The sequence below is a fragment of the Pseudomonas sp. NPDC089407 genome, from assembly GCF_044900445.1.
In the GTDB taxonomy this organism is placed as follows: domain Bacteria; phylum Pseudomonadota; class Gammaproteobacteria; order Pseudomonadales; family Pseudomonadaceae; genus Aquipseudomonas.
Genome location: NZ_JBJDNB010000016.1, coordinates 61062 through 82273 on the forward strand (window position 1 = coordinate 61062; position 21212 = coordinate 82273).

The 21212-nt window shown below is 63.1% G+C and carries 20 protein-coding genes; 10 read left to right on the forward strand and 10 right to left on the reverse strand.

Features of this window, described 5'->3' with window-relative positions:
* Window positions 1–5 precede the first annotated feature (5 nt).
* The 4 genes from ACI2KG_RS14375 (at window position 6) to ACI2KG_RS14390 (ending at window position 4988) form a co-directional block, all read left to right on the forward strand.
* Complete coding sequence (locus ACI2KG_RS14375) at window positions 6–1541, forward strand: inactive transglutaminase family protein (RefSeq protein WP_404662357.1); 1536 nt, start codon at window positions 6–8, stop codon at window positions 1539–1541.
* Window positions 1541–2521 (forward strand): alpha-L-glutamate ligase-like protein, encoded by a 981-nt coding sequence (locus ACI2KG_RS14380; RefSeq protein ID WP_404662358.1) that lies wholly within the window; start codon window positions 1541–1543, stop codon window positions 2519–2521. Before ACI2KG_RS14375 ends, ACI2KG_RS14380 begins: the two co-directional genes overlap by 1 nt.
* Before the next feature lie 225 nt (window positions 2522–2746).
* Window positions 2747–4090, forward strand: coding sequence for an aminodeoxychorismate synthase component I (gene pabB / locus ACI2KG_RS14385; protein ID WP_404662359.1), 1344 nt, complete (start codon window positions 2747–2749; stop codon window positions 4088–4090).
* 163 nt (window positions 4091–4253) lie between these two features.
* Window positions 4254–4988 carry a phosphoadenylyl-sulfate reductase gene (locus tag ACI2KG_RS14390; RefSeq protein ID WP_400617486.1) on the forward strand — a complete coding sequence of 245 codons (735 nt, stop codon included), beginning with the start codon at window positions 4254–4256 and terminating at the stop codon, window positions 4986–4988.
* Window positions 4989–5124: 136 nt separating this feature from the next.
* Here ACI2KG_RS14390 and cysB read toward each other — a convergent pair whose 3' ends face one another.
* The 3 genes from cysB to ACI2KG_RS14405 all read right to left on the reverse strand — a co-directional run bounded on the left by cysB (window position 5125) and on the right by ACI2KG_RS14405 (window position 7784).
* Window positions 5125–6099 (reverse strand): HTH-type transcriptional regulator CysB, encoded by a 975-nt coding sequence (cysB, locus tag ACI2KG_RS14395; protein WP_010953293.1) that lies wholly within the window; start codon window positions 6097–6099, stop codon window positions 5125–5127.
* Window positions 6100–6226: 127 nt separating this feature from the next.
* On the reverse strand, window positions 6227–6724 hold the full coding sequence (locus tag ACI2KG_RS14400) for a universal stress protein (RefSeq protein WP_110745005.1): 498 nt from the start codon (window positions 6722–6724) through the stop codon (window positions 6227–6229).
* 112 nt (window positions 6725–6836) lie between these two features.
* Window positions 6837–7784, reverse strand: coding sequence for a putative 2-dehydropantoate 2-reductase (locus tag ACI2KG_RS14405; RefSeq protein WP_404662360.1), 948 nt, complete (start codon window positions 7782–7784; stop codon window positions 6837–6839).
* Window positions 7785–8018: 234 nt separating this feature from the next.
* Here ACI2KG_RS14405 and ACI2KG_RS14410 point away from each other — a divergent pair, with 234 nt between their 5' ends.
* Complete coding sequence (locus ACI2KG_RS14410) at window positions 8019–9095, forward strand: 3-deoxy-7-phosphoheptulonate synthase (protein WP_404662361.1); 1077 nt, start codon at window positions 8019–8021, stop codon at window positions 9093–9095.
* A 136-nt stretch (window positions 9096–9231) separates the two neighbouring features.
* Here ACI2KG_RS14410 and ACI2KG_RS14415 read toward each other — a convergent pair whose 3' ends face one another.
* A complete protein-coding gene (locus ACI2KG_RS14415; RefSeq protein WP_404662362.1) occupies window positions 9232–9513 on the reverse strand; it encodes a GNAT family N-acetyltransferase in 282 nt (93 codons plus the stop codon).
* Between the two features lie 508 nt (window positions 9514–10021).
* Here ACI2KG_RS14415 and oprI point away from each other — a divergent pair.
* Window positions 10022–10273 (forward strand): outer membrane lipoprotei OprI, encoded by a 252-nt coding sequence (oprI, locus tag ACI2KG_RS14420; RefSeq protein ID WP_003259780.1) that lies wholly within the window; start codon window positions 10022–10024, stop codon window positions 10271–10273.
* Between the two features lie 132 nt (window positions 10274–10405).
* Here oprI and ACI2KG_RS14425 read toward each other — a convergent pair whose 3' ends face one another.
* From ACI2KG_RS14425 to ACI2KG_RS14435, 3 genes are all read right to left on the reverse strand, one after another.
* Window positions 10406–11383, reverse strand: coding sequence for a L,D-transpeptidase family protein (locus tag ACI2KG_RS14425; RefSeq protein ID WP_404662363.1), 978 nt, complete (start codon window positions 11381–11383; stop codon window positions 10406–10408).
* 113 nt (window positions 11384–11496) lie between these two features.
* Complete coding sequence (locus ACI2KG_RS14430) at window positions 11497–11787, reverse strand: hypothetical protein (protein WP_110745001.1); 291 nt, start codon at window positions 11785–11787, stop codon at window positions 11497–11499.
* Window positions 11788–11845: 58 nt separating this feature from the next.
* Complete coding sequence (locus tag ACI2KG_RS14435; protein WP_201207634.1) at window positions 11846–12451, reverse strand: arylesterase; 606 nt, start codon at window positions 12449–12451, stop codon at window positions 11846–11848.
* 10 nt (window positions 12452–12461) lie between these two features.
* Between ACI2KG_RS14435 and ACI2KG_RS14440 the strand changes: the two genes are divergently transcribed.
* Together ACI2KG_RS14440 and ACI2KG_RS14445 are read left to right on the forward strand one after the other, a co-directional pair.
* Window positions 12462–13145, forward strand: coding sequence for an ABC transporter ATP-binding protein (locus ACI2KG_RS14440; RefSeq protein WP_404662364.1), 684 nt, complete (start codon window positions 12462–12464; stop codon window positions 13143–13145).
* A complete protein-coding gene (locus tag ACI2KG_RS14445; protein ID WP_404662365.1) occupies window positions 13145–15652 on the forward strand; it encodes an ABC transporter permease in 2508 nt (835 codons plus the stop codon). Before ACI2KG_RS14440 ends, ACI2KG_RS14445 begins: the two co-directional genes overlap by 1 nt.
* 126 nt (window positions 15653–15778) lie before the next feature.
* On the opposite strand, the gene greB is transcribed toward ACI2KG_RS14445, so the two are convergent.
* From greB to ACI2KG_RS14460, 3 genes are all read right to left on the reverse strand, one after another.
* Window positions 15779–16252: a transcription elongation factor GreB gene (gene greB, locus ACI2KG_RS14450; protein WP_404662366.1), complete on the reverse strand. Its 474-nt coding sequence runs from the start codon at window positions 16250–16252 to the stop codon at window positions 15779–15781.
* Window positions 16253–16262: 10 nt separating this feature from the next.
* A complete protein-coding gene (locus ACI2KG_RS14455) occupies window positions 16263–16571 on the reverse strand; it encodes a hypothetical protein (protein ID WP_404662367.1) in 309 nt (102 codons plus the stop codon).
* 593 nt (window positions 16572–17164) lie between these two features.
* Window positions 17165–18571, reverse strand: a complete 1407-nt coding sequence (locus ACI2KG_RS14460; RefSeq protein WP_404662368.1) for a transglycosylase SLT domain-containing protein — start codon at window positions 18569–18571, stop codon at window positions 17165–17167.
* A 156-nt stretch (window positions 18572–18727) separates the two neighbouring features.
* Here ACI2KG_RS14460 and ACI2KG_RS14465 point away from each other — a divergent pair, with 156 nt between their 5' ends.
* Both ACI2KG_RS14465 and ACI2KG_RS14470 read left to right on the forward strand, forming a co-directional pair.
* The gene (locus ACI2KG_RS14465; RefSeq protein ID WP_404662369.1) at window positions 18728–19525 is read left to right on the forward strand and encodes a TatD family hydrolase; all 798 of its coding nucleotides are present in this window, start codon (window positions 18728–18730) and stop codon (window positions 19523–19525) included.
* Between the two features lie 183 nt (window positions 19526–19708).
* Window positions 19709–21187 carry a methyl-accepting chemotaxis protein gene (locus tag ACI2KG_RS14470; protein WP_404662370.1) on the forward strand — a complete coding sequence of 493 codons (1479 nt, stop codon included), beginning with the start codon at window positions 19709–19711 and terminating at the stop codon, window positions 21185–21187.
* The last annotated feature ends 25 nt before the right edge of the window (window positions 21188–21212 follow it).

Genomic DNA, 21212 nt, shown 5'->3' on the forward strand with positions numbered 1-21212 from the left:
TCCCGATGCGCTCTCTTACCCTCCATCTGAAAGTCCTGATCACCGTACTGGTGCTATTGGGCGTGGCGGTCACGGCTTATCAGATCTTCTTCCTCGGCATCCCGGTGACCGAAGATGAAACCGACGACCTGTGGAACATCGACGCCAAGGTCGAGTTCGTGGCCAGCACCAAGGACCCGGTCAAGGTGCAGATGTTCGTGCCGCCGCTGAACCGTGACTACGTCAGCCTCAACGAGAGCTTTATCTCCAACAACTACGGTGTCAGCGTCAACCGTGCCGATGGCAACCGCAAGGTGACCTGGTCGGCCCGCCGCGCCAACGGCAACCAGACCCTCTACTACCGCCTGGTGCTGACCAAGCGCTACAGCAACGAGAAGACCACGGTCAAAGGGCCGACCTTCCGTGACAGCCTGGCCATCGAGGGCCCGGAGAAGATCGCCGCCGAAGCGCTGATGGCCCCGATTCGCCAGCACTCGGCCGACGTCGAGACCTTTGTCAGCGAGACCATCAAGCGGGTCAACAACCTCAACGATGACAACGTCAAACTGCTGCTGGCCGGTGACACTTCGCCGATGAAGAAGGCCCAGGTCATCGACCTGCTGCTGTCGATTGCCCACGTGCCAATGGAGAAAGTGCACACCATCCGCCTGGTGGCAGACACCCCACAAACCCCGGAGCTGTGGCTGCGCAGCTTCAACGGCAACGACTGGCTGTACTTCAACCCGGACACCGGTGAGCAAGGCCTGCCGAATGATCGCCTGCTGTGGTGGACCGGTGACGACAACCTGATCACCGTCGATGGCGGCAAAAAGGCCAACGTCACCTTCAGCATGAACAACAGCGAGATGAACGCCATCCGCCTGGCCAAGCTGACCGACGAGAACACCGACGCCGACTTCCTCGAATACTCGCTGTACAGCCTGCCGCTGCAAACCCAGCAAACCTTCATGATCATGGTGATGATCCCGATCGGCGTGCTGGTAATCCTGGTCCTGCGCAACCTGATCGGCATCCAGACCCTGGGTACCTTCACCCCGGTGCTGATCGCCCTGGCCTTCCGCGAAACGCAACTGGGCTTCGGTATCGTGCTGTTCACGGTGATCACAGCCCTGGGCCTATCGCTACGTTCATACCTGGAGCACCTGAAGCTGCAGATGCTGCCACGGCTGTCGGTGGTACTGACATTTGTCGTGGTACTGATCGCGGCCATCAGCCTGTTCAGCCACAAGCTGGGCCTTGAGCGCGGGCTTTCGGTGGCACTGTTCCCGATGGTGATCCTGACCATGACCATCGAGCGCCTGTCGATCACCTGGGAAGAGCGTGGCGGTGGCCACGCCATGAAAGTGGCCATCGGCACCCTGTTCGCCGCCTCGCTGGCGCACCTGCTGATGATGGTGCCGGAGCTGGTGTACTTCGTGTTCACCTTCCCGGCCGTGCTGCTGATTCTGGTGGGCTTCATGCTGGCGATGGGCCGTTACCGCGGCTACCGCCTGACTGAGCTGATGCGCTTCAAGGCATTCGTGAAGAAGGCAGACGCCTGATGTTTGGCCTGATCAAGACGTGGAAGGCCCTGGAAGCCCGGGGCATCATGGGGATCAACCGGCGTAACGCGGACTATGTGCTGAAGTACAACAAGCGCAGCCTGTACCCGATCGTCGACGACAAGATCATCACCAAGGAACGCGCGCTGGCGGCCGGCATCCATGTACCGGAAATGTACGGCATCATCGAGACCGAAAAAGAGATCGAGAAGCTCGACCAGATCATCGGCGGGCGCAACGACTTCGTCATCAAGCCCGCGCAAGGCGCTGGCGGTGACGGCATCCTGGTAATTGCCGACCGTTTCGAAGACCGCTACCGCACAGTGTCGGGCAAGATCATCAGCCACGAGGAAATCGAACACCAGATTTCCAGCATCCTCACCGGCCTGTACTCGCTGGGCGGGCACCGCGACCGCGCGCTGATCGAGTACCGGGTGACCCCGGACCAGATCTTCAAGAGCATCAGCTATGAAGGCGTGCCGGACATCCGCATCATCGTGCTGATGGGCTACCCGGTAATGGCCATGCTGCGCCTGCCGACCCGCCAGTCCGGCGGCAAGGCCAACCTGCACCAGGGTGCCATCGGTGTGGGCGTCGACCTGGCCACCGGGGTCACCCTGCGCGGCACCTGGCTGAACAACATCATCAGCAAGCACCCGGACACCACCAATGCGGTGGACGGCGTGCAACTGCCGAACTGGGACGGTTTCATGAAGCTGGCCGCCGGCTGCTATGAACTGTGCGGGCTGGGCTATATTGGCGTGGACATGGTACTGGACCAGGAGAAAGGCCCCTTGATCCTGGAGCTGAACGCCCGCCCGGGGCTGAACATCCAGATTGCCAACGACTGTGGGCTGACCCAGCGCACCCATGCCATCGAGGCGCACATCGAGGCGCTGGCCAAGGAAGGTGTTTCCGAGGATGCCGAGCAGCGGGTTCGGGTGGCACAGGGGTTGTTCGGGCACGTACATCCGGGCTGAAAATGCCGGGGCTGCCCTGCAGCCCATCGCCGGCAAGCCAGCTCCCACAGGTAACGCATGATCCTGAGGGCTGTGCCGCACTTGTGGGAGCTGGCTTGCCGGCGATGGGCCGCAAAGCGGCCCCTTCGGGTCAAACACACTGTTGAATGTCGCGCCCAGTGCTAGGCGCTTTTCCTGCACAGGTCTACAATCGCCCTCCTCGCTTTTACATCGCCGTCCACACTGATGCCGACCTGTACGCTTCATCCTCTGCCTTACCAGCCCGACCCAGCCGCCTATTTCGCCCGCCTGCGCCAGGCCCCCGGCGCGATCCTGCTCGACAGCGCCCGCCCCGGTGCCGAGCGCGGCCGCTTCGACCTGCTTAGCGCCTGGCCCCTGCTGCACCTGCAAGCACAGCCAGAAGAGAATGGCCGCGCCTTCCTCCAGCGCCTGCGCGACGGGCTGGCACAGTTGGGCCACGCCGATTTGCCCGGTGGCATACAACTGCCCTTCGCCGGCGGCCTGATCGGCTACCTGAGCTACGACTTCGGTCGCCGCCTGGAACACCTGCCAAGCCTGGCCGTGGACGACCTCGGCCTGCCCGATGCGCAGCTGGGCCTGTATGCCTGGGCACTGGTCAGCGACCACCTGCTCGGCACCAGCCAACTGGTGTTTCACCCAAGCCTGGCAGGCACTGAGCGCGATCGCCTGGTCAGGCTGTTCGAAGCCGGCCAGCAATCCAAGACCGGCGATTTCCAGTTGCTCGCGCCGATGACCGGCGACCTGCAACCCGAGCAGTACAAGGCTAGGTTCGACCGGGTACAGCGCTACATCCAGGCCGGTGACTGCTACCAGATCAACCTCACCCAGCGCTTTCGCGCGCCTTGCCAAGGCGACCCGTGGCGCGCCTACCAGGCCCTGCGCCAGGCCTGCCCGACGCCATTTTCCGGCTACCAGCAACTGGCCGATGGCAGCGCCTTGCTGAGCTTTTCGCCCGAGCGCTTCATCCGCGTCAGCCAAGGCCAGGTGGAAACCCGGCCGATCAAGGGCACGCGCCCGCGCGCCAGCGACCCGGCCAAAGACCAGCGCAATGCCGAGGAGCTGTTGCACAGCCCCAAGGACCGCTCGGAAAACCTGATGATCGTCGACCTGCTGCGCAACGACCTGGGGCGCACCTGTGAGATCGGCTCGGTGAAGGTGCCAGAGCTGTTCAGCCTGGAGAGCTACCCCAATGTCCATCACTTGGTCAGCAGCATTACCGGCCAGCTGGCCAGCGACAAGGATGCCCTCGACCTGATTGGCGACAGCTTCCCTGGCGGCTCGATCACTGGCGCGCCGAAGATCCGTGCCATGCAGATCATCGACGAGCTGGAGCCGGCGCGCCGGGCGTTGTACTGCGGCTCGTTGCTGTACATGGACGTGCGCGGCGAAATGGACAGTTCGATTGCCATTCGCAGCCTGCTGATCAAGGACGGGCAAGTCAGCTGCTGGGGTGGCGGTGCGGTGGTGGCTGATTCCGAGTGGCAGGCTGAATATGAAGAATCGATCGCCAAGGTGCGGGTGTTGATGCAGACCTTGCAGGGCTTGTAATCGGCGGCGCCTGCTTCGCGGGTAAACCCGCTCCCACAACCTATGGGAGCGGGTTTACCCGCGAAGAGGCCAGCCCCGATATCAAGCCGTCTAGCCCGCGATTTTTTGTTACCATCACCCCACTACGAGCGCACAGCGCCACAGCCAAGATGGAAACCGCCTGATGAGCCAACCCTTCGACGTCGCCGCCCTGGCGGCGACTTATGCCAACAAGTCCCCGCAGGACATCCTCAAGCTCGCCTTCGAGCACTTCGGTGACGACCTGTGGATTTCCTTCAGCGGCGCCGAAGACGTGGTGCTGGTCGACATGGCCTGGAAGCTGAACAAGCAGGTCAAGGTGTTCAGCCTCGACACCGGCCGCCTGCACCCGGAGACCTACCGGTTCATCGACCAGGTACGCGAGCAGTACAAGCTGCCGATCGAAATCCTCAGCCCTGACCGCGACAAGCTCGACCCGTTCGTCAAGGACAAGGGCCTGTTCAGCTTCTACAAGGACGGCCATGGCGAATGCTGCGGCATCCGCAAGATCGAGCCGCTGCGTCGCAAGCTGGCTACCGTAAGCGCCTGGGCCACCGGCCAGCGCCGCGACCAGAGCCCGGGCACCCGCAGCCAGGTGGCGGCACTGGAAATCGACAGCGCCTTCTCCACGCCCGAGCGCACGCTGTACAAGTTCAACCCGCTGGCACAAATGAGCAGCGCAGAAGTGTGGGGTTATATCCGCATGCTGGAGCTGCCGTACAACAGCCTGCATGAGCGTGGCTTCATCAGCATCGGCTGCGAGCCATGCACCCGGCCGGTGCTGCCGAACCAGCATGAGCGCGAGGGGCGCTGGTGGTGGGAAGAGTCGACGCAAAAGGAATGCGGGTTGCACGCGGGCAACCTGATCAGCAAGGCTTGAGGTAGCCGGGGCTGTTTCACAGCCCATCGCCGGCAAGCCAGCTCCCACAGGGTTACCGTTGCCTCAAGGCTTGTGATATTCCTGTGGGAGCTGGCTTGCCGGCGATGGGCCGCAAAGCGGCCCCAATATTTTCGGATCAGTGCACCGGCAGTTCGACCCCTTCGAACAGCTCTTCCAACTCCTGCTTGTTATGACACTGAATGGCTTTGGCCATCACCTCACGGGTCAGGTGCGGGGCGAACTTCTCGATGAAGTCGCACATGAAACCACGCAGGAAAGTGCCACGGCGGAAGCCGATCTTGGTAATGCTGGCTTCGAACAGCTCGCTGGCATCCAGTGCCACCAAGTCACTGTCGAGCTTGGCGTCTACCGCCATGCCGGCCACGATGCCCACACCCAGCCCCAGGCGCACGTAGGTCTTGATCACGTCGGCATCGGCTGCGGTGAACACCACTTTCGGCGTCAGGCCGCGGTGGTTGAAGGCTTCGTCCAGCTTCGAGCGCCCGGTAAAACCGAACACGTAGGTAACGATCGGGTATTCGGCAACGGCTTCCAGCGTCAGCTTTGGCAGCTTGGCCAACGGGTGCCCCTGGGGCACCACCACGCAGCGGTTCCACTTGTAGCACGGCATCATGATCAGGTCGCCGAACAACTCCAGCGCCTCGGTGGCGATGGCGAAGTCGACCGTACCGTCTGCGGCCATTTCGGCAATCTGCATCGGCGAACCTTGGTGCATGTGCAGGGACACTTCCGGGTACTGCTTTATAAAGCTGCTGATCACCGGCGGCAACGCGTAGCGCGCCTGGGTGTGGGTGGTGGCGATGGACAGCGTGCCCTTCTTCTCGTTGGAGAACTCCTGGGCAATCTGCTTGATGCTCTCGACTTTGCGCAGGATCTCGCCGGCCGTATTGATGATGCGCTCACCCGCCGGGGTTACCCGGGTCAGGTGCTTGCCGCTACGGGCAAAAACCTCGACACCCAGCTCATCTTCGAGCAGGCGGATCTGCTTGCTGATACCTGGCTGGGAGGTATACAGGCTCTGCGCCGTCGCGGAGACGTTGAGGTCATGGTGCGCCACTTCCCAGATGTAGCGCAGTTGTTGAAGCTTCATAGATTCCCCTCGGTTCAGCGATGAGTCCGCAGCAGCAGGCAGCGACGATATATAACTATATTAGTGGTTCTGGAAATAAATCTAGAACTATTTTGTTACCTGCCCCGGAAATGGCCTACGGCCAGCTTCATGATTTCCTACGTCCTAAATGCTGCGCCAACGGCACCATGTACACCGGCACCGGTGACAGCTGCAGCAACCGCACCGCCGTACGCCCCAACGGCACATCCACGCCGGCACCGGCGCTGTGGCTGCCGAAAATCAGCAGGTCGACGCTGAGCCGTTGCGCCTGGTCAAGAATCACCTGCGCCGGGTCGCCCTGGCGCACCCGCACCGCCTTGATCACAGCCAGGTCGGCCTCCTCGCCCAGTTCATCGCGAAAACTCTCCAGCACGCGTTGCTCTATGTTTGCCATCACCGTGTTGACGCCTTGGCTGTGCAACTGGTCGAGCGTCTGCTCATCGAGGTAGCTTTGCAGGAGGGATTCGGCGAACTGGCCCATCGGTTCGACCGCATGAATCACATACAACTCGGCGCCGAAAGTACGCGCCAGCGCCAGCGCGTGCTGCATGACAAAAGGGGCGTAGACACCGAGGTCAGTGGCGTACAGCATGGAGCGGATCATTCGACCTCCTTGACTGCCGCAACGGCAGAGCAAGCTTCAGCTTAGCAGCGCGCCAGACCCACGCTTTGCCGTCTGGCGCACTGCTGGCGCGGGCTTGGGGGCAAGCACGCCCTTAGCCGGGGCGGTCGCTGCTGTCGATGAAACCTAGCGCCTGATACAGCATTTCCATGCGCGGCAAACTGCAGCCGGCCGCCCGTGCCTGTGCCAGCGGCTCGGCATAGATGGCCTGCAGTTCCAGCGGGCGTTTATGGGCATGGTCGTGGTACATGCTGGGCCAGTAATCGGGCATGCGCTCGGTCAACTGGAACAGGTGCTCGGCATAACCCTCGGGCAATACGTGCCCACATGCCGCTGCGCCCTGCACCACCTCGGCCATCAGGGCCTGGATCAGCGCGCGGCTATGGCCGTCAGCCATCAGCGGCGTGGTGCTGGCACCGAGCAGTACCGACAGACCATTGTAGGGTACGTTCCATACCAGCTTCTGCCAGCGCGCCAGCGCCAGGTTCGGCATGGCTTGCGAATCGATGCCGGCCTCCTGGAACAACCCGGCGCCTTCACTGACCAATGCGGCGCCACCATCAGTGGCTGGCCCACTGTGATAACCCAGGTTCACAGCCCCCAGCGCCTGGTGACGGATCTCCCCCGGTGCCTGGCGGTTGACGCAGATGAAGCACAGCCCGCCGAGCAGGTGCATGTCGCTGCGCAAGGCCGGGCGCAACTGCTCCTCCACACCCAGGCCGTTCTGCAACAGCACCACCTTGGCCCCGGGCGCGGCGGCCTGGACGATCAACGGTGCCAATTGATCGTTGCTGGTGGCCTTGGCCCCGATCAGCAGCCAGTCACAGGCCGGCATGTCGGCAGCGCTGGCGTACGCCTGCACGTTCATCTGCAACGCGCCATACACGGCACTGTCCAACGTCAGCCCTTGCTCATGCACCGTCTGGTACTCGCTGCGCAGCAGAAAATGCACATCGAAACCGGCCCGGGCCAGCATCAACCCATAAAAGCCGCCAATGGCGCCACTGCCGATGATGCCAATGCGTGGTGTACGCGTGTGCATGCCGATCTCCAGCTATTTAAAGTCAGCACTCTTTTTACACAGGTTGCGCGGCGCTGGGCAGCCCATTTGCACTCAACCCTCTTTATCAGGGAAAAACCCCACGATGACGGGGCTCAGCCCATTGTCGCGCCACCTGTAACGCGCTAAGGTTCGGCTCCCCGCTGCGATTATTCTTGCTGCTGGGCCGCACGGGGATAGTTGGCGGCCGGCACCCGTGACCTGACGAGTAACACGATGGCTGATTTACCGATCGATGACTTGAACGTTGCCTCCAACGAGACCCTGATCACCCCAGATCAACTCAAGAAGGAAATCCCCCTCAGCGCCAAGGCCCTGCAGACCGTGACTGCCGGCCGTGAAGTGGTGCGCAATATTCTCGACGGCAAGGACCATCGCCTGTTTGTCGTGGTCGGCCCTTGCTCTATCCATGACATCAAAGCCGCCCACGAATACGCCGAGCGCCTGAAAGTCCTGGCCGCAGAAGTGTCCGATACACTGTACCTGGTCATGCGCGTGTACTTCGAAAAACCGCGCACCACCGTCGGCTGGAAAGGCCTGATCAACGACCCGTACCTGGATGACTCGTTCAAGATCCAGGACGGCCTGCACATCGGCCGCCAGTTGCTGCTGGACCTGGCCGAAATGGGCCTGCCGACCGCCACCGAAGCGCTCGACCCGATCTCCCCGCAATACCTGCAGGACCTGATCAGCTGGTCGGCCATCGGCGCCCGCACCACCGAATCGCAAACCCACCGCGAGATGGCCTCCGGCCTGTCCTCTGCGGTTGGTTTCAAGAACGGCACCGACGGCGGCCTGACCGTTGCCATCAATGCCCTGCAGTCGGTGTCCAAGCCGCACCGCTTCCTGGGTATCAACCAGGAAGGCGGCGTGTCGATCGTCACCACCAAGGGCAACCCTTACGGCCACGTGGTACTGCGCGGCGGCAACGGCAAGCCGAACTATGACTCGGTCAGCGTTGCCCTGTGCGAACAGGACCTGGCCAAGGCCAAGATCAAGGCCAACATCATGGTCGATTGCAGCCACGCCAACTCCAACAAGGACCCGGCCCTGCAACCGCTGGTAATGGAGAACGTCGCCAACCAGATCCTCGAAGGCAACCAGTCGATCATCGGCCTGATGGTCGAAAGCCACCTGAACTGGGGCTGCCAGTCGATTCCAAAGAACCTGGAAGAGCTGCAGTACGGCGTGTCGGTTACCGATTCCTGCATCGACTGGTCGGCTACCGAGAAGACCCTGCGCAGCATGCATGCCAAGTTGAAGGATGTGCTGCCGCAGCGTAAGCGCAGCTGATTGATGTAATAAAGCGGGGCCGCTGCGCGCCCCATCGCCGGCAAGCCAGCTCCCACATTCAAGCGTATCGCTGTACGTGTGGGAGCTGGCTTGCCGGCGATGGGGCGCGCAGCGGCCCCGCTTTTTATTTACAGACTCAGGCCTTGCTCGAATGCCGCTGCTGGCGCTCCATGTAGCGTTCCACATACGAGCAGGAAGGGATCACCGTATAGCCCATCTGCTCGGCATACGCCAGCGCCCGCTCGGTCAGCGCAGCAGCAATCCCGCGGCCGCGAAGGGCGTTGGGCACGAAGGTGCGATAGATGTCCAGCGTCTGTTTGCCCAGATCCATGTACGTCAGATAGGCACGATGACCGTCCACAGTGGTCTCGAACTGATGACCGGCCTGGTCATGGTGGATGGTCAACGCTTCGCTCATCACTACTCCTCGCAGGTCTTCTTGGCAGACCCATACCTTCACCGATAGTGGTTAATCCGGCACAGAATCCTCTACGCCACCTGTTGCCCCTTCGACCACTGGACGATTGCAATCGTTCGGGTCTTCTGGCACTCACAAGATAGTAGGCGCGGCAAGCGGGATTGCTCAAGGTGGCGGCGGTTAAAAATGGCCAGAACGCCATCAGGGCGACTTTCCCCTGCCCGCCCTAACAGCCGCCGGATGCTCTAGGGCTTAAGACGCCAGAGGACAGTTAAAGTCACCCTTAGTTCACCAAAAAAGTTCCTGTACTACAATCGCTTGCGCACCCTGTACGTTTTTTTCACACCCACGTCGTAAATCTTGTCGGCGCGACGTCAAGCAACATTTTTTTTGCAGTTCTTGCGCTCAGTCAGTTTACTTACTACAAGTAATGAGTACTATGTACGCCGGCCAGTTTCTCTTTTCCGAGAGATGGCTATTTAATAGAAAGTCCTTGAAGGGGAACACGATGAACAACGTTCTGAAATTCTCTGCTCTGGCTCTGGCCGCAGTTCTGGCTACCGGTTGCAGCAGCGTATCCAAAGAAACCGAAGCTCGTCTGACTGCGACTGAAGACGCAGCAGCTCGCGCTCAAGCTCGTGCAGATGAAGCCTACCGTAAGGCTGACGACGCACTGGCAGCCGCTCAGAAGGCTCAGCAGACCGCTGACGAAGCCAACGAGCGCGCTCTGCGTATGCTGGACAAAGCCAGCCGCAAGTAATAATCCTCCCGGATTGTTATGAAGCCGACCCACTTGTGGGTCGGCTTTTTTATTGCCTGCGAACAACACCGGCGCACCTGGCAGATACGAAAAGGCCCGCACTAAGGCGGGCCTGGGTGTGTCGCAAATAGCTTACTGCAGTTCGGGCGGCATACTCGAGACCATCGGCGCACCCCCCGGGTTCTCGACCGGCACGGCAATTTCGACCGGCATGCCATCTTCGGCTGCCACCACATCACGCACCATGTCCCAGTTCATACGCAGGTTGTTGGCCAGGTCCTCACGCTTGAGCAAGGCATTGATAACTGCAGTGTGCTTGTCGACCACCGACGGGTTGCCCTGGTCGTCCAGTGGCGTGTGCGCCTCCAGGTAGACCTTGCCGCCACTGATGCCGAACTTGTAAGGCTCGTTGATGATGCGCACTGGCGTACCCACCGGCACCATCTTCGACAGCTCCAGCACGTTGTTGTTGAGCATGCGGAAGCAACCGTGGCTAGTGCGCATGCCAATACCGAACTTCTTGTTCGAACCGTGGATCAGGTAGCCCGGCACGCCCAGGGTGAACTTGAACGGCCCCAGTGGGTTGTCCGGGCCCGCCGGCACCACCGCAGGCAGGATGTCACCGTCTGCCGCGTGCTCTTTACGGATGGATGCGGGCGGCGTCCAGGTCGGGTTCGGCGTCTTGGCGGTGATCTTGGTGTTGGCGATCGGCGAGCCCCAGCCTTCGCGACCGATGCCCAGCGGGAAGGTGTACACCACGTTCTGGCCTTTCGGGTAGTAGTACAGGCGGTACTCGGCCAGGTTGATGACCACACCTTCACGCGGCCCCGGCGGCAGGATATAGCGGGTCGGCAGGATGATTTCGGTACCGGCGCCAGGCAGCCACGGGTCGACGCCCGGGTTGGCCGCGATCATTTCCAGGTAGCCGAGGTCGTTGGCAGTGCCGATGTCGGCGAAGGTGTCCTCGTACTTTGCCTGGATCGTATGCACCTGGCCGACGATGTCTTCACCGGGCGGTGGCAGTGGCAGCTCCAGCGCAGCAGCGGGGCCCGCTACCAGCAGGGCGGCCAGGGACAGGCTACGGGTGACGGCAGGAAAGCGCGGCAACATCCGGTAAATCCTTCGAAAGGTGGGTCAAGAGGACCGATTGTACACCCACGCCGATGCAAGCGGGAGGCATTGGCGTGAAGCAAGCGTATCAGTTGATGAAAGGTGGCTGGCGTTCAGCTGCCGTGCAGCTCCGGCCACACCGGGCGCATGCCGCGCCGCTGGGCATCGAGGATGGCACGGCACAGGTCGCACAGGCGGCCATCGCGGTAGATCGAACGCGGCACCCCCGACCAGCGCGGCTGCGCCGGCAGCAGGCCACCGCACAGGGTGCGATCGACCGGCACGCCCAGCTCAAGCTGGCGGGCCACGAGGTGGACGCGGATTTCCTGGCAGGCAAACAGGTCGAGCTGTTCATCAGGCTCGATCAGTTGGTAGGCGTACAGGGACCAGGCAGGGCGCGGCATCGGGGGCACTCGAAACGGGGGGCGCAACATTAGCCGAAAGCGGCCCCCGTTTAAAGCGTCAGAGCAAGGGTTTTATCGCCGGCCAGGCATTTTCCAGCAGTCGCTGCTGGGCACCCTGGGCCGGGTGGATGCCGTCGGCCTGCATCAGCTCGGGCACGCCCCCTACCCCGTCAAGAAAAAACGGCACCAACGGCACCTGCTGCTCTGCCGCCAACTGTTCATACACCTTGGCAAACGCCGTGGTGTAGCGCACGCCATAATTGGGTGGCAGGCGCATGCCCAGCAGCAGCACCTTGGCACCCGCCTGGCGGGCGCTTTCGATCATCGAGGCAAGATTTTGTTGCAATTGCGCCGGCGGCTGCCCGCGCAAGCCATCATTACCGCCCAGCTCCAGCACCACCAGGCTCGGCTTATGCGCTGCAAGCAGCGCCGGTAGGCGCGCCTGGCCACCTGCACTGGTATCGCCGCTGATCGACGCATTGACCACTTTATCGTCGAAACCTTCGTCCTTGAGCCGGGTCTGCAACAGAGACACCCACCCCTGGCGGCTATCCAGGCCAAAACCGGCGCTGATACTATCGCCAACAACCAGCAGTGTTCCCGCCGCCGCGCTCTGGGCCAGGCAATACAGGGCCAGACCGGCACTCAACCACCACACTCGCATCGGATTCTCCATGGGCCCCAGCATTCTCGTTGCGCAGAACCTTAGCAAAGTGGTCCCCAGCGCGGAAGGTGACCTGACCATTCTTCACGCACTCTCCCTTGACCTGGCCCAGGGCGACAGCCTGGCTATCGTAGGCGCCTCGGGCTCGGGCAAGTCGACCCTGCTCGGCCTGCTCGCAGGCCTCGACCAGCCCAGCGCCGGCAAGGTCATCCTTGCCGGCCACGACCTGGGGCCACTGGATGAAGACCAGCGCGCCCGGATACGCGCCGAGCATGTGGGCTTCGTGTTTCAGTCGTTCCAGCTGCTCGACAGCCTCAATGCCCTGGAAAACGTCATGCTGCCACTGGAGCTGGACGGCCGCCGCGATGCCCGCGAGCACGCACGCACCCTGCTGGAGCGGGTCGGCCTGGGCAAGCGGCTGAGCCACACCCCGCGCCAGTTGTCGGGCGGCGAGCAGCAGCGGGTTGCCATCGCTCGCGCCTTTGCCGCCCAGCCCGCCGTGCTGTTCGCCGACGAGCCTACCGGCAACCTCGACAGCCATACCGGCGAGCGCATCAGCGATTTGCTGTTCGAGCTTAACAAGGAGCGCGGTACCACCCTGGTGCTGGTCACCCATGACGAACGCCTGGCCCGCCGCTGCCGGCGCCAGATCCGCCTGGACGCAGGCCGCCTCGTGGCGCCGGTGGAGGCCTGATGACCCACATGCCGCTGTCCCGCTTGTGCGGCCTGGCCCTGCGCCAGTTGCTGCGCGACATACGCGCCAGCGAAGTGCGCGTGCTGTTCTTTGCCCTGCTGGTGGCCGTGGCGGCCAGTACTGCCATCGGCTATTTCGGGGCGCGCCTCAATGGTGCCATGCAACTGCGCGCCAGCGAATTCCTCGGCGCCGACCTGGTGCTGCAGGGCAGCGCCCCGGCCCGTGAGCAACAGCTTGATGCCGGCAAGGCGCTGGGCTTGCGCCATGCTCAGGTGGTCGAGTTCACCAGCGTGGTCGGTGGTGACAATGGCATCCAGCTGTCCAGCGTCAAGGCGGCCGACGGCGCCTACCCGCTGCGTGGGCAAGTGCGCAGCGCCCCGGCGCCGTATGCCGCAGAAACCCCGGGTGGCGGCCCGGCGCCTGGCGAGGCGTGGGTCGAGCCACGCCTGCTGGCGGCACTGGGGCTGTCGATTGGCGACAGCATAGACGTCGGCATGAAAACCCTGCGCATGAGCCGCGTGCTCACCTATGAACCGGACCGCGCCAATAATTTCTACAGCCTCACCCCCCGGGTCATGATCAACCTGGCCGACCTGCAAGCCACTGGCGTGATCCAGCCCGGCAGCCGCGTCACCTACCGCGACCTGTGGCGGGGCGATACCGAAGCGCTGGCGCAGTACCGCCAGACCGTGGAAAAAGACCTGGCGGCCAACCAGCGCTTGCGCGACACCCGCGATGGCAACCAGCAGATCGGTGGCGCCTTGGGCAAGGCCGAACGCTACCTGAACATGGCCAGCCTGGTGGCTGTGTTGCTGGCCGGCGTCGCCGTGGCCCTGTCGGCCAGCCGCTACGCCGCACGCCGCCTGGACGCCAGCGCCCTGCTGCGCTGCCTGGGCCTGTCGCGGCGCCAGGCCTTGGGCCTGTATTGCCTGCAACTGGCCATGCTTGGCCTGGTCGCCGCGCTGGCCGGCGCCTTGCTCGGCTGGCTGGCCCAATTGGGCCTGTTCCGCCTGCTGCATGGCCTGTTACCCAGCGTGGTGCCTGCCGGCGGCGTCGTGCCGGCTTTGGCCGGTATTGCTACCGGGCTGGTGGCGCTGGCCGGTTTTGCCCTGCCGCCGATCGCGGCACTGGGAAAGGTGCCACCACTGCGCGTACTGCGCCGCGACCTGTTGCCGATTCCGCCGAGCAGCTGGTTGGTGTATGGCGCTGCCCTGTTTGCCCTGGGCCTGATCATGTGGCGCCTGAGCCTCGACTTGCTGCTTACTTTTGCCCTGCTCGGTGGCGGCCTGGTCACAGCGCTGCTGCTCGGCAGCCTGCTGATGCTCGGCTTGCGCAGCCTGCGCCAACTGCTGGCCGGGGCGCCACTCACCTGGCGCCTGGGGCTGGGCCAACTGCTACGCCACCCCATGGCGGCCGCTGGCCAGGCACTGGCCTTCGGCCTGATCCTGCTGGCCATGGCCCTGGTCGGCCTGCTGCGCGCAGAACTGCTCGACACTTGGCAGGCGCAGTTACCCAAGGATGCACCCAACCATTTCGCCCTGAATATTCTCCCGGATGACCGTGAACCGTTCGCTCGGCACCTGCAGCAAGTCAACGCCACGGCGGCGCCGCTGTACCCGGTGACACCCGGGCGCCTGGTGCAGATCAACCAGCAACCGGTGCAACAGATCGTCAGCAAGGACTCTGCAGGCGAACGCGCCGTGCAGCGCGACCTCAGCCTGACCTGGGCCGCCGAATTGCCCGAGGGCAACCAACTGACTGCGGGCAGCTGGTGGCAAGCCCTGCCAAGCGGGGACGAAATCCCCGGCGTGTCGGTAGAGGCAGAACTGGCCAGCAGCCTGAAACTGCAAATGGGCGACCTGCTCACCTTCGACATCGGCGGCCAGCAGCGCCAGGCGCGGGTCAGCAGCCTGCGCAGCGTGCACTGGGACAGCTTCCAGCCGAACTTCTACATGATCTTCCAGCCCGGCACGCTGCAAGGGCTGCCGACCACCTACCTCACCAGCTTCTACCTGGCAGCAGGGCATGACCTGGAGGTGGTGGCACTGTCACGGGCATTCCCGGCGGTGACCATCCTGCAGGTGGACGCGCTGCTTGCCCAGCTGCGCAGCATCCTCGCCCAGGTGACCCTGGCGGTGGAGTATGTGCTGCTGTTCGTGCTGGCGGCCGGGTTGGCGGTGCTGTTCGCCGGCTTGCAGGCGACACTGGACGAGCGCATTCGCCAGGGCGCCCTGCTGCGAGCACTGGGCGCCGCGCGGCCACTGCTGGTCAGGGCGCGACGGATCGAGTTCGGTTTGCTGGGGGCGGCTAGCGGGCTATTGGCGGCGGTGGGGTGTGAACTGATTACCCTGGTGCTGTACCGCTATGCGTTCGATTTGCAGTGGAGCCCGCATCCTTGGTTGCTGGTGCTGCCGCTGGCGGGGGCGCTGCTGGTGGGCGGTGCGGGGGTGCTGGGGACGCGGCGGGCGTTGAATGCCAGCCCGTTGGCGGTGTTGCGGGAGAGTTGAGGGCTGTCTGCCAGGGCCCTATCGCCGGCAAGCCAGCTCCCACAGGGTCTCCACAGGTCTTAGATATGATGTAGATTCTGTGGGAGCTGGCTTGCCGGCGATAGGGCCAGAACAGGCAACATCAATTTACTGCCCGTAGCTGATGCTGTTCACATACCAGGTCGCCTCACCGGTAGGCGTGTGCACCACCACCTCATCGCCTTCCTCCTTCTTTAGCAAGGCGCGGGCCATGGGCGAATCGATCGAGATGTAGTCGTTGCGCCCGTAGATCTCGTCATAGCCGACGATGCGAAACTTCATGGTCTCGCCCTCGTCATTCTCGATCTCGACCCAAGCGCCGAAAAACACTTTGCCTTCCTGCTCCGGCGAGTAGGCTACCACCTTCACATCCTCAAGGCGCTTGCGCAGGTACCGCACCCGGCGGTCGATCTCGCGCAGCAGCTTCTTGTTGTACTGGTAGTCGGCGTTCTCACTGCGATCACCCAGCGACGCCGCCCAGGCCACCTTCTGGGTGATTTCCGGGCGATACACCCGCCACAGGTGGTCGAGTTCTTTCTTCAGCGCCTCATGGCCTTCCGTGGTGATGATGTTGGTGCTCAACAGGCGCTCCTCAGCGGCGGGTAATCAAGCCCTGGCGCGCGATGCGGGTAAGGTGGCCGATAACTTCGGCGGCCTCTTGCGCTGCCGGCGCCTGGATGACGGCGAGGTCGAAACGATCATTGCCATACTCCGCCAGATTGCAGGCGCTATCGGCGAACTGAATCAGAAACGCGCGCGCCTGGCGCTTGCGCCGGGACAGGCCTTCGAGGTGACGTAAAAGAGTGGGCTGATGCTGGCCGCCGAGCAGGATGCGCGGTGTGCGGGATGCCTGGCTGGCAGGCAAAGGGCTTAGACAGACACTGGTACGTGGGCAACTCATGGAGCTTTTCTCCGCCTCGCGAATCCCGCTGGGCAGCGGTGGGAGGCGTCACCGAACCAGCGCTTTAGCGGTATTTCGGATGACCCGGAGGTGGGGCTTTCCTGCGCCCCGCAAGTAGCTGTTTAAATCGGCGCAGCCGGTATGCTAGAGCGACGAGCCTCAAGTTGCAAGCCACAAGCCGCAAGCAGAAGCGGTCCGATACTCGGCTTACTCTTGCCTAAAGCTTGGGGCTTGAGCCAAGGGGTTCGCCGAGAGTCTCCCAGCGCCTACGAGATCGAGCGCCGCCCGCGCGGCGCTTCGCGGCACAAGGCCGCTCCCACATCTGTTTCGGGCCAATTATTCCTGTGCCTTCGGCGCGCGCACCCTGGATGCATGGTTGGAGATTGATAAAAAGCACAGACGCAGCCGATATTCAATGAAAAAACAAGGCAGGCGCAGGAGATCTCACTTGAGTAACTGGCCCGAAACAGATGTGGGAGCGGCCTTGCGCCGCGAAGCGCCGCGCGGGCGGCGCTCGATATCATTGGCACCCAACATCCCGAGGCGTGCACCTGTCAGCCCATACCGCTTAACTGACTGGCATTGGGCCTTTTTCAGCGCTTGGCAACACGCTCCAACACCGCACGCTCGCGGTTGAACGCGAGGTAGTATTTGTTGACGCTGTTGACGAAGTTGACCGGCCCCATGCCCACCTGCTCCATGGCAATGCGTTCGGTCTGGAAGAACCACTGGTTGCCATTGAGCCCGCGCCGCCGGGCCTCGGCGCGCATGGCCTGCACGCGCTCGGGGCCAAGGTTGTACGCGGCGAGCACAAAGGCCATGCGCTCTCGCTCATTGATCTTGGCACTGGCAAAGAACTTGCGCCGGATCAGCGCCAGGTAGCGGGCGCTGGCAAGGACATTACCATCCACCGTGGCGGTATTGCTCACCCCCACGCGCTGGGCCGCCGAAGGGGTGATCTGCATCAGGCCGTGGGCGCCCCCGCTACCGCGAGCGCCCGGGTTCAGCGTTGACTCTTTGAACGCCAGCGCGGCCAGGTTGAGCCAGTCGATCTGCTGCGCCTCACCATGCTTCTGCAATACCGCCCGCACCGATGCCAGGCGCTGGCGGTCCTTGCTGGCCAACGGGTTGTGCACCCGGTACTGGCGGCGGTAGATGCGCTCGAACGCGGCATCCTGGTTGTCCGGCGCGCGATAACCCTTCAGGAAGTGATCGACCGCAGCCAGCAACTGCGGCGCATCCTGCCCGACATACCAGCGCATGGCTTGCGGTGCCCCCAGACTCACCCGGCTGTCCAGGCGCAGCCGCGGCATCACCCGCGCCCAACGCCGAGCAATGGGCTGCTCGACCACGGTCAGGTGGTAGATGCCGGCCTGCACCATTTCCAGCACATCTTCCACGGCCAGCGTCGCGTCGACCCATTCCACCTTGATAGGTGGCCGCTTGCGCAGCGCCAGTTGCTGGTTGGCCTGCTGGATCAGCGGGCCAGCGGCACTGGCGCTGGTCAACGCCACGGTGCGCCCGGACAGCTGTTCGAGCTTGCTGAAGCTGCGTTCGCCTTTGCGCCCCACCAACGTCAAAGGCACCTGGTCAAGAATCGGCGCACTGCCACTGACACCACGCACAGTACCGGGGTCGAGCAATTCGCCCGGTGCAGCCAGGTCACCCTCGCCTCGTGCCAGGGCGCCCAGCAACTGCTCCTTGGCCCGCGGGATGAGCTTCAGCTGGATCTGCTGGTCGTCATTACTACGGGCGTTGAGGAAATGCTCCAGGGCACGCAGGCGATAGTATTCGATGCCGACCGGTTCGCCTTTGACCTCACCAGAGCTGTTGCGACTCTGGTTGACCAGTACCCGCAGTACCTTGGTGCTGCGAATCTGCTGCAGGTCACGAACCTTGGCGGGCGGAATGTTCTGCTGCGGACCTGGTACTCGCGCCTGGGCCGGGCCAGGCAAGGCCAACCCAAGCGTGAGCAAAATAGTGAGCCAGAATCGCGGCATGCGAAAGCGTGTCCATGGTCGGTGGCGGCATCCATGGGTTGCACCGCCAAGTGATAAATGACGGCAAAAGACCACGGCAACAGCATGAAGTTCTTGGTTTTTTCAGAAAAACCCGGTTTTTGCTATGCTGGCCGCCCCGCGGCACGAGATAACACCATGCAACTGATCGATATCGGCGTCAACCTGACCAACAGCAGTTTCCACGACCAACAGGCAGCCATTGTCGAGCGCGCCATCGAGGCCGGGGTGACGCAAATGGTGCTGACGGGCACCAGCCTGGCCGTCAGCGAACAGGCTCTGGAGCTGTGCCAGCAACTGGATGCCAGCGGCGAACACCTGTTCGCCACAGCGGGTGTACACCCCCATGATGCCAAGGCCTGGGATGCCGGCAGCGAGCGCCAGCTGCGCCAACTGCTGAGCGAGCCGCGGGTACGTGCCGTGGGCGAATGCGGCCTGGATTTCAACCGCGACTTCTCCCCTCGCCCGCTCCAGGAAAAAGCCTTGGAGGCCCAGCTGGCGCTGGCTGCCGAACTTGGCCTGCCGGTGTTCCTGCATGAACGCGATGCCAGCGAACGCTTGCTGGCAATTCTGAAGGATTACCGCGACCAGCTGACCGCTGCGGTGGTGCACTGCTTTACCGGGGAGCGCGAGGCGTTGTTCGCCTACCTCGACATGGACCTGCACATCGGCATTACCGGGTGGATCTGCGATGAGCGCCGTGGCACCCACCTGCACCCGCTGGTGGGCAACATTGCCAAAGGCCGGCTAATGCTGGAAAGCGATGCGCCCTACCTGCTCCCGCGCAGCCTGCGGCCAAAGCCGAAGAGCGGGCGCAACGAGCCGGCGTTTCTGCCGGAGGTGCTGCGCGAAGTGGCCTTGCACCGGGGTGAAACGGCCGAGCGCACGTCGGCGCATACCACCGCCACCGCGCGGGCGTTTTTCCAGATTTGTTAAGGTTTTGATGGCCCTATCGCCGGCAGGCCAGTGAGATATGTGTGGGAGCTGGCTTGCCGGCGAAAGGGCCATCACAGGCTGCAGATTTTTCTTGATACATATCAACAAAGGCCCTGGCTTGAGCAGGCACAATGATGGCACCTTGCCAATATTGTTTCCGCTCAACTCAGAGAAGACCTGCCCATGGGTGCCTGGCTTAGCAATGTTTCGCTGAAGTACAAATTCTGGGCCGTCAACGCGGTGGCCTTTGTCACGACCCTGTTGCTGGTGCTCTACGCCGTGCACCTGGAGCAACGCGCCCGCGCCGAGGCGGCGCAAGCCCAGGCCGCTGCGCAAGCCCAGCTGCTGGCTGCCTGGCCAGGCGGGCAAGCGCTGCCGCGGCCGGCCAATGTCATCAGCTGGTCAGCCGGGCAAACCCCGAGCTTCGCCGGCGAACCCCTCGATACCCTGCGCAATGCCCAAGGCTGGGTCGAACTGCCAGGCGCCTGGATTCTTGGTGATAACCCGTTACGCGGTGCGCAGGTACTGCGCAGCGGCGATCAGCAAATGGCCGTGTTGGCCCAGTCGCCCAGCCTCCGCCAGGTGTTCTTCGACCGTTTCAGCAATTACGCGGCGTGTGTGCTGATCCTGATGCTGGCCATGCTCGGCGCCTCGCAACTGCTGATCCGCTTCTTGCTCACCCAGCTCAATACCCTGAAGGATGTCATGCTGCACGTGGAAAAGACCGGCGACCTGGCGGCCCGCGTGCCCTTGGCCTGTGGCGACGAAGTCGGCCAGATGGCCGGCGCTTTCAACGCCATGCAGGCTACCTACCACCGGGTCGTCAGCACCGTCGCCCACACCGCGGCACAGCTCGACTCGGGTGCCGCACGCCTGGCCGCCAGCATGAATGACGTGCGCCACGGCATGCTTGGCCAGCAAAGCGAGACCGACCAGGCCGCCACCGCCATCAACGAAATGTCGGCGACCGTGCACCACATCGCTCAGCATGCCGGCGCCACCCGTGACCTGTCACAAACCGCCGACACCCTCGCCGGCAGCGGCAAAGAGGTGGTCAGCCGCGTGCAGGATTCAATTTCCGGGTTGTCCAGCGGCGTGCAGCAAACCGCAGAAATGATTCGCCAGCTGGCTGAAGACAGCCAGAAAATCAACGGCGTGGTCAGCGTGATCCACAGCATCGCCGAACAGACCAACCTGCTGGCCCTGAACGCAGCCATCGAAGCGGCGCGCGCCGGCGACCTGGGCCGCGGCTTTGCCGTGGTGGCCGACGAGGTGCGCAACCTGGCCAAGCGTGTGCAAACGTCGACCGATGAAATCACCACCATGGTCTCGGCGCTGCAGTCGGGCACTCGCGATGCAGTGGAGTTCATGCAGGAAAGCTCGTACAAGGCCGACGACTGCGTGCGCCAGGCACAGGAAGCCGGCGAGGCGCTGGCAGAAATTACCGGCGCGGTGGCGCAGATGCGCGAAAGCAACACCCAGATCGCCGTAGCGGCCGAACAGCAAAGCCAGGTGGCCGAGGAAATGAACCGCGCCGTGGTGAGCATTCGCGATGTCACCGAGCAGACCGTGCAGCAGACCGTGGGCTCAGCCACCACCAGCAGTGAACTGGCGACCCTGGCCGGCGAGCTGAGCAAGGCCATTGGCCAGCTCAAGCTATAGTCGCCATAGCCAGCCTCGATTGGCC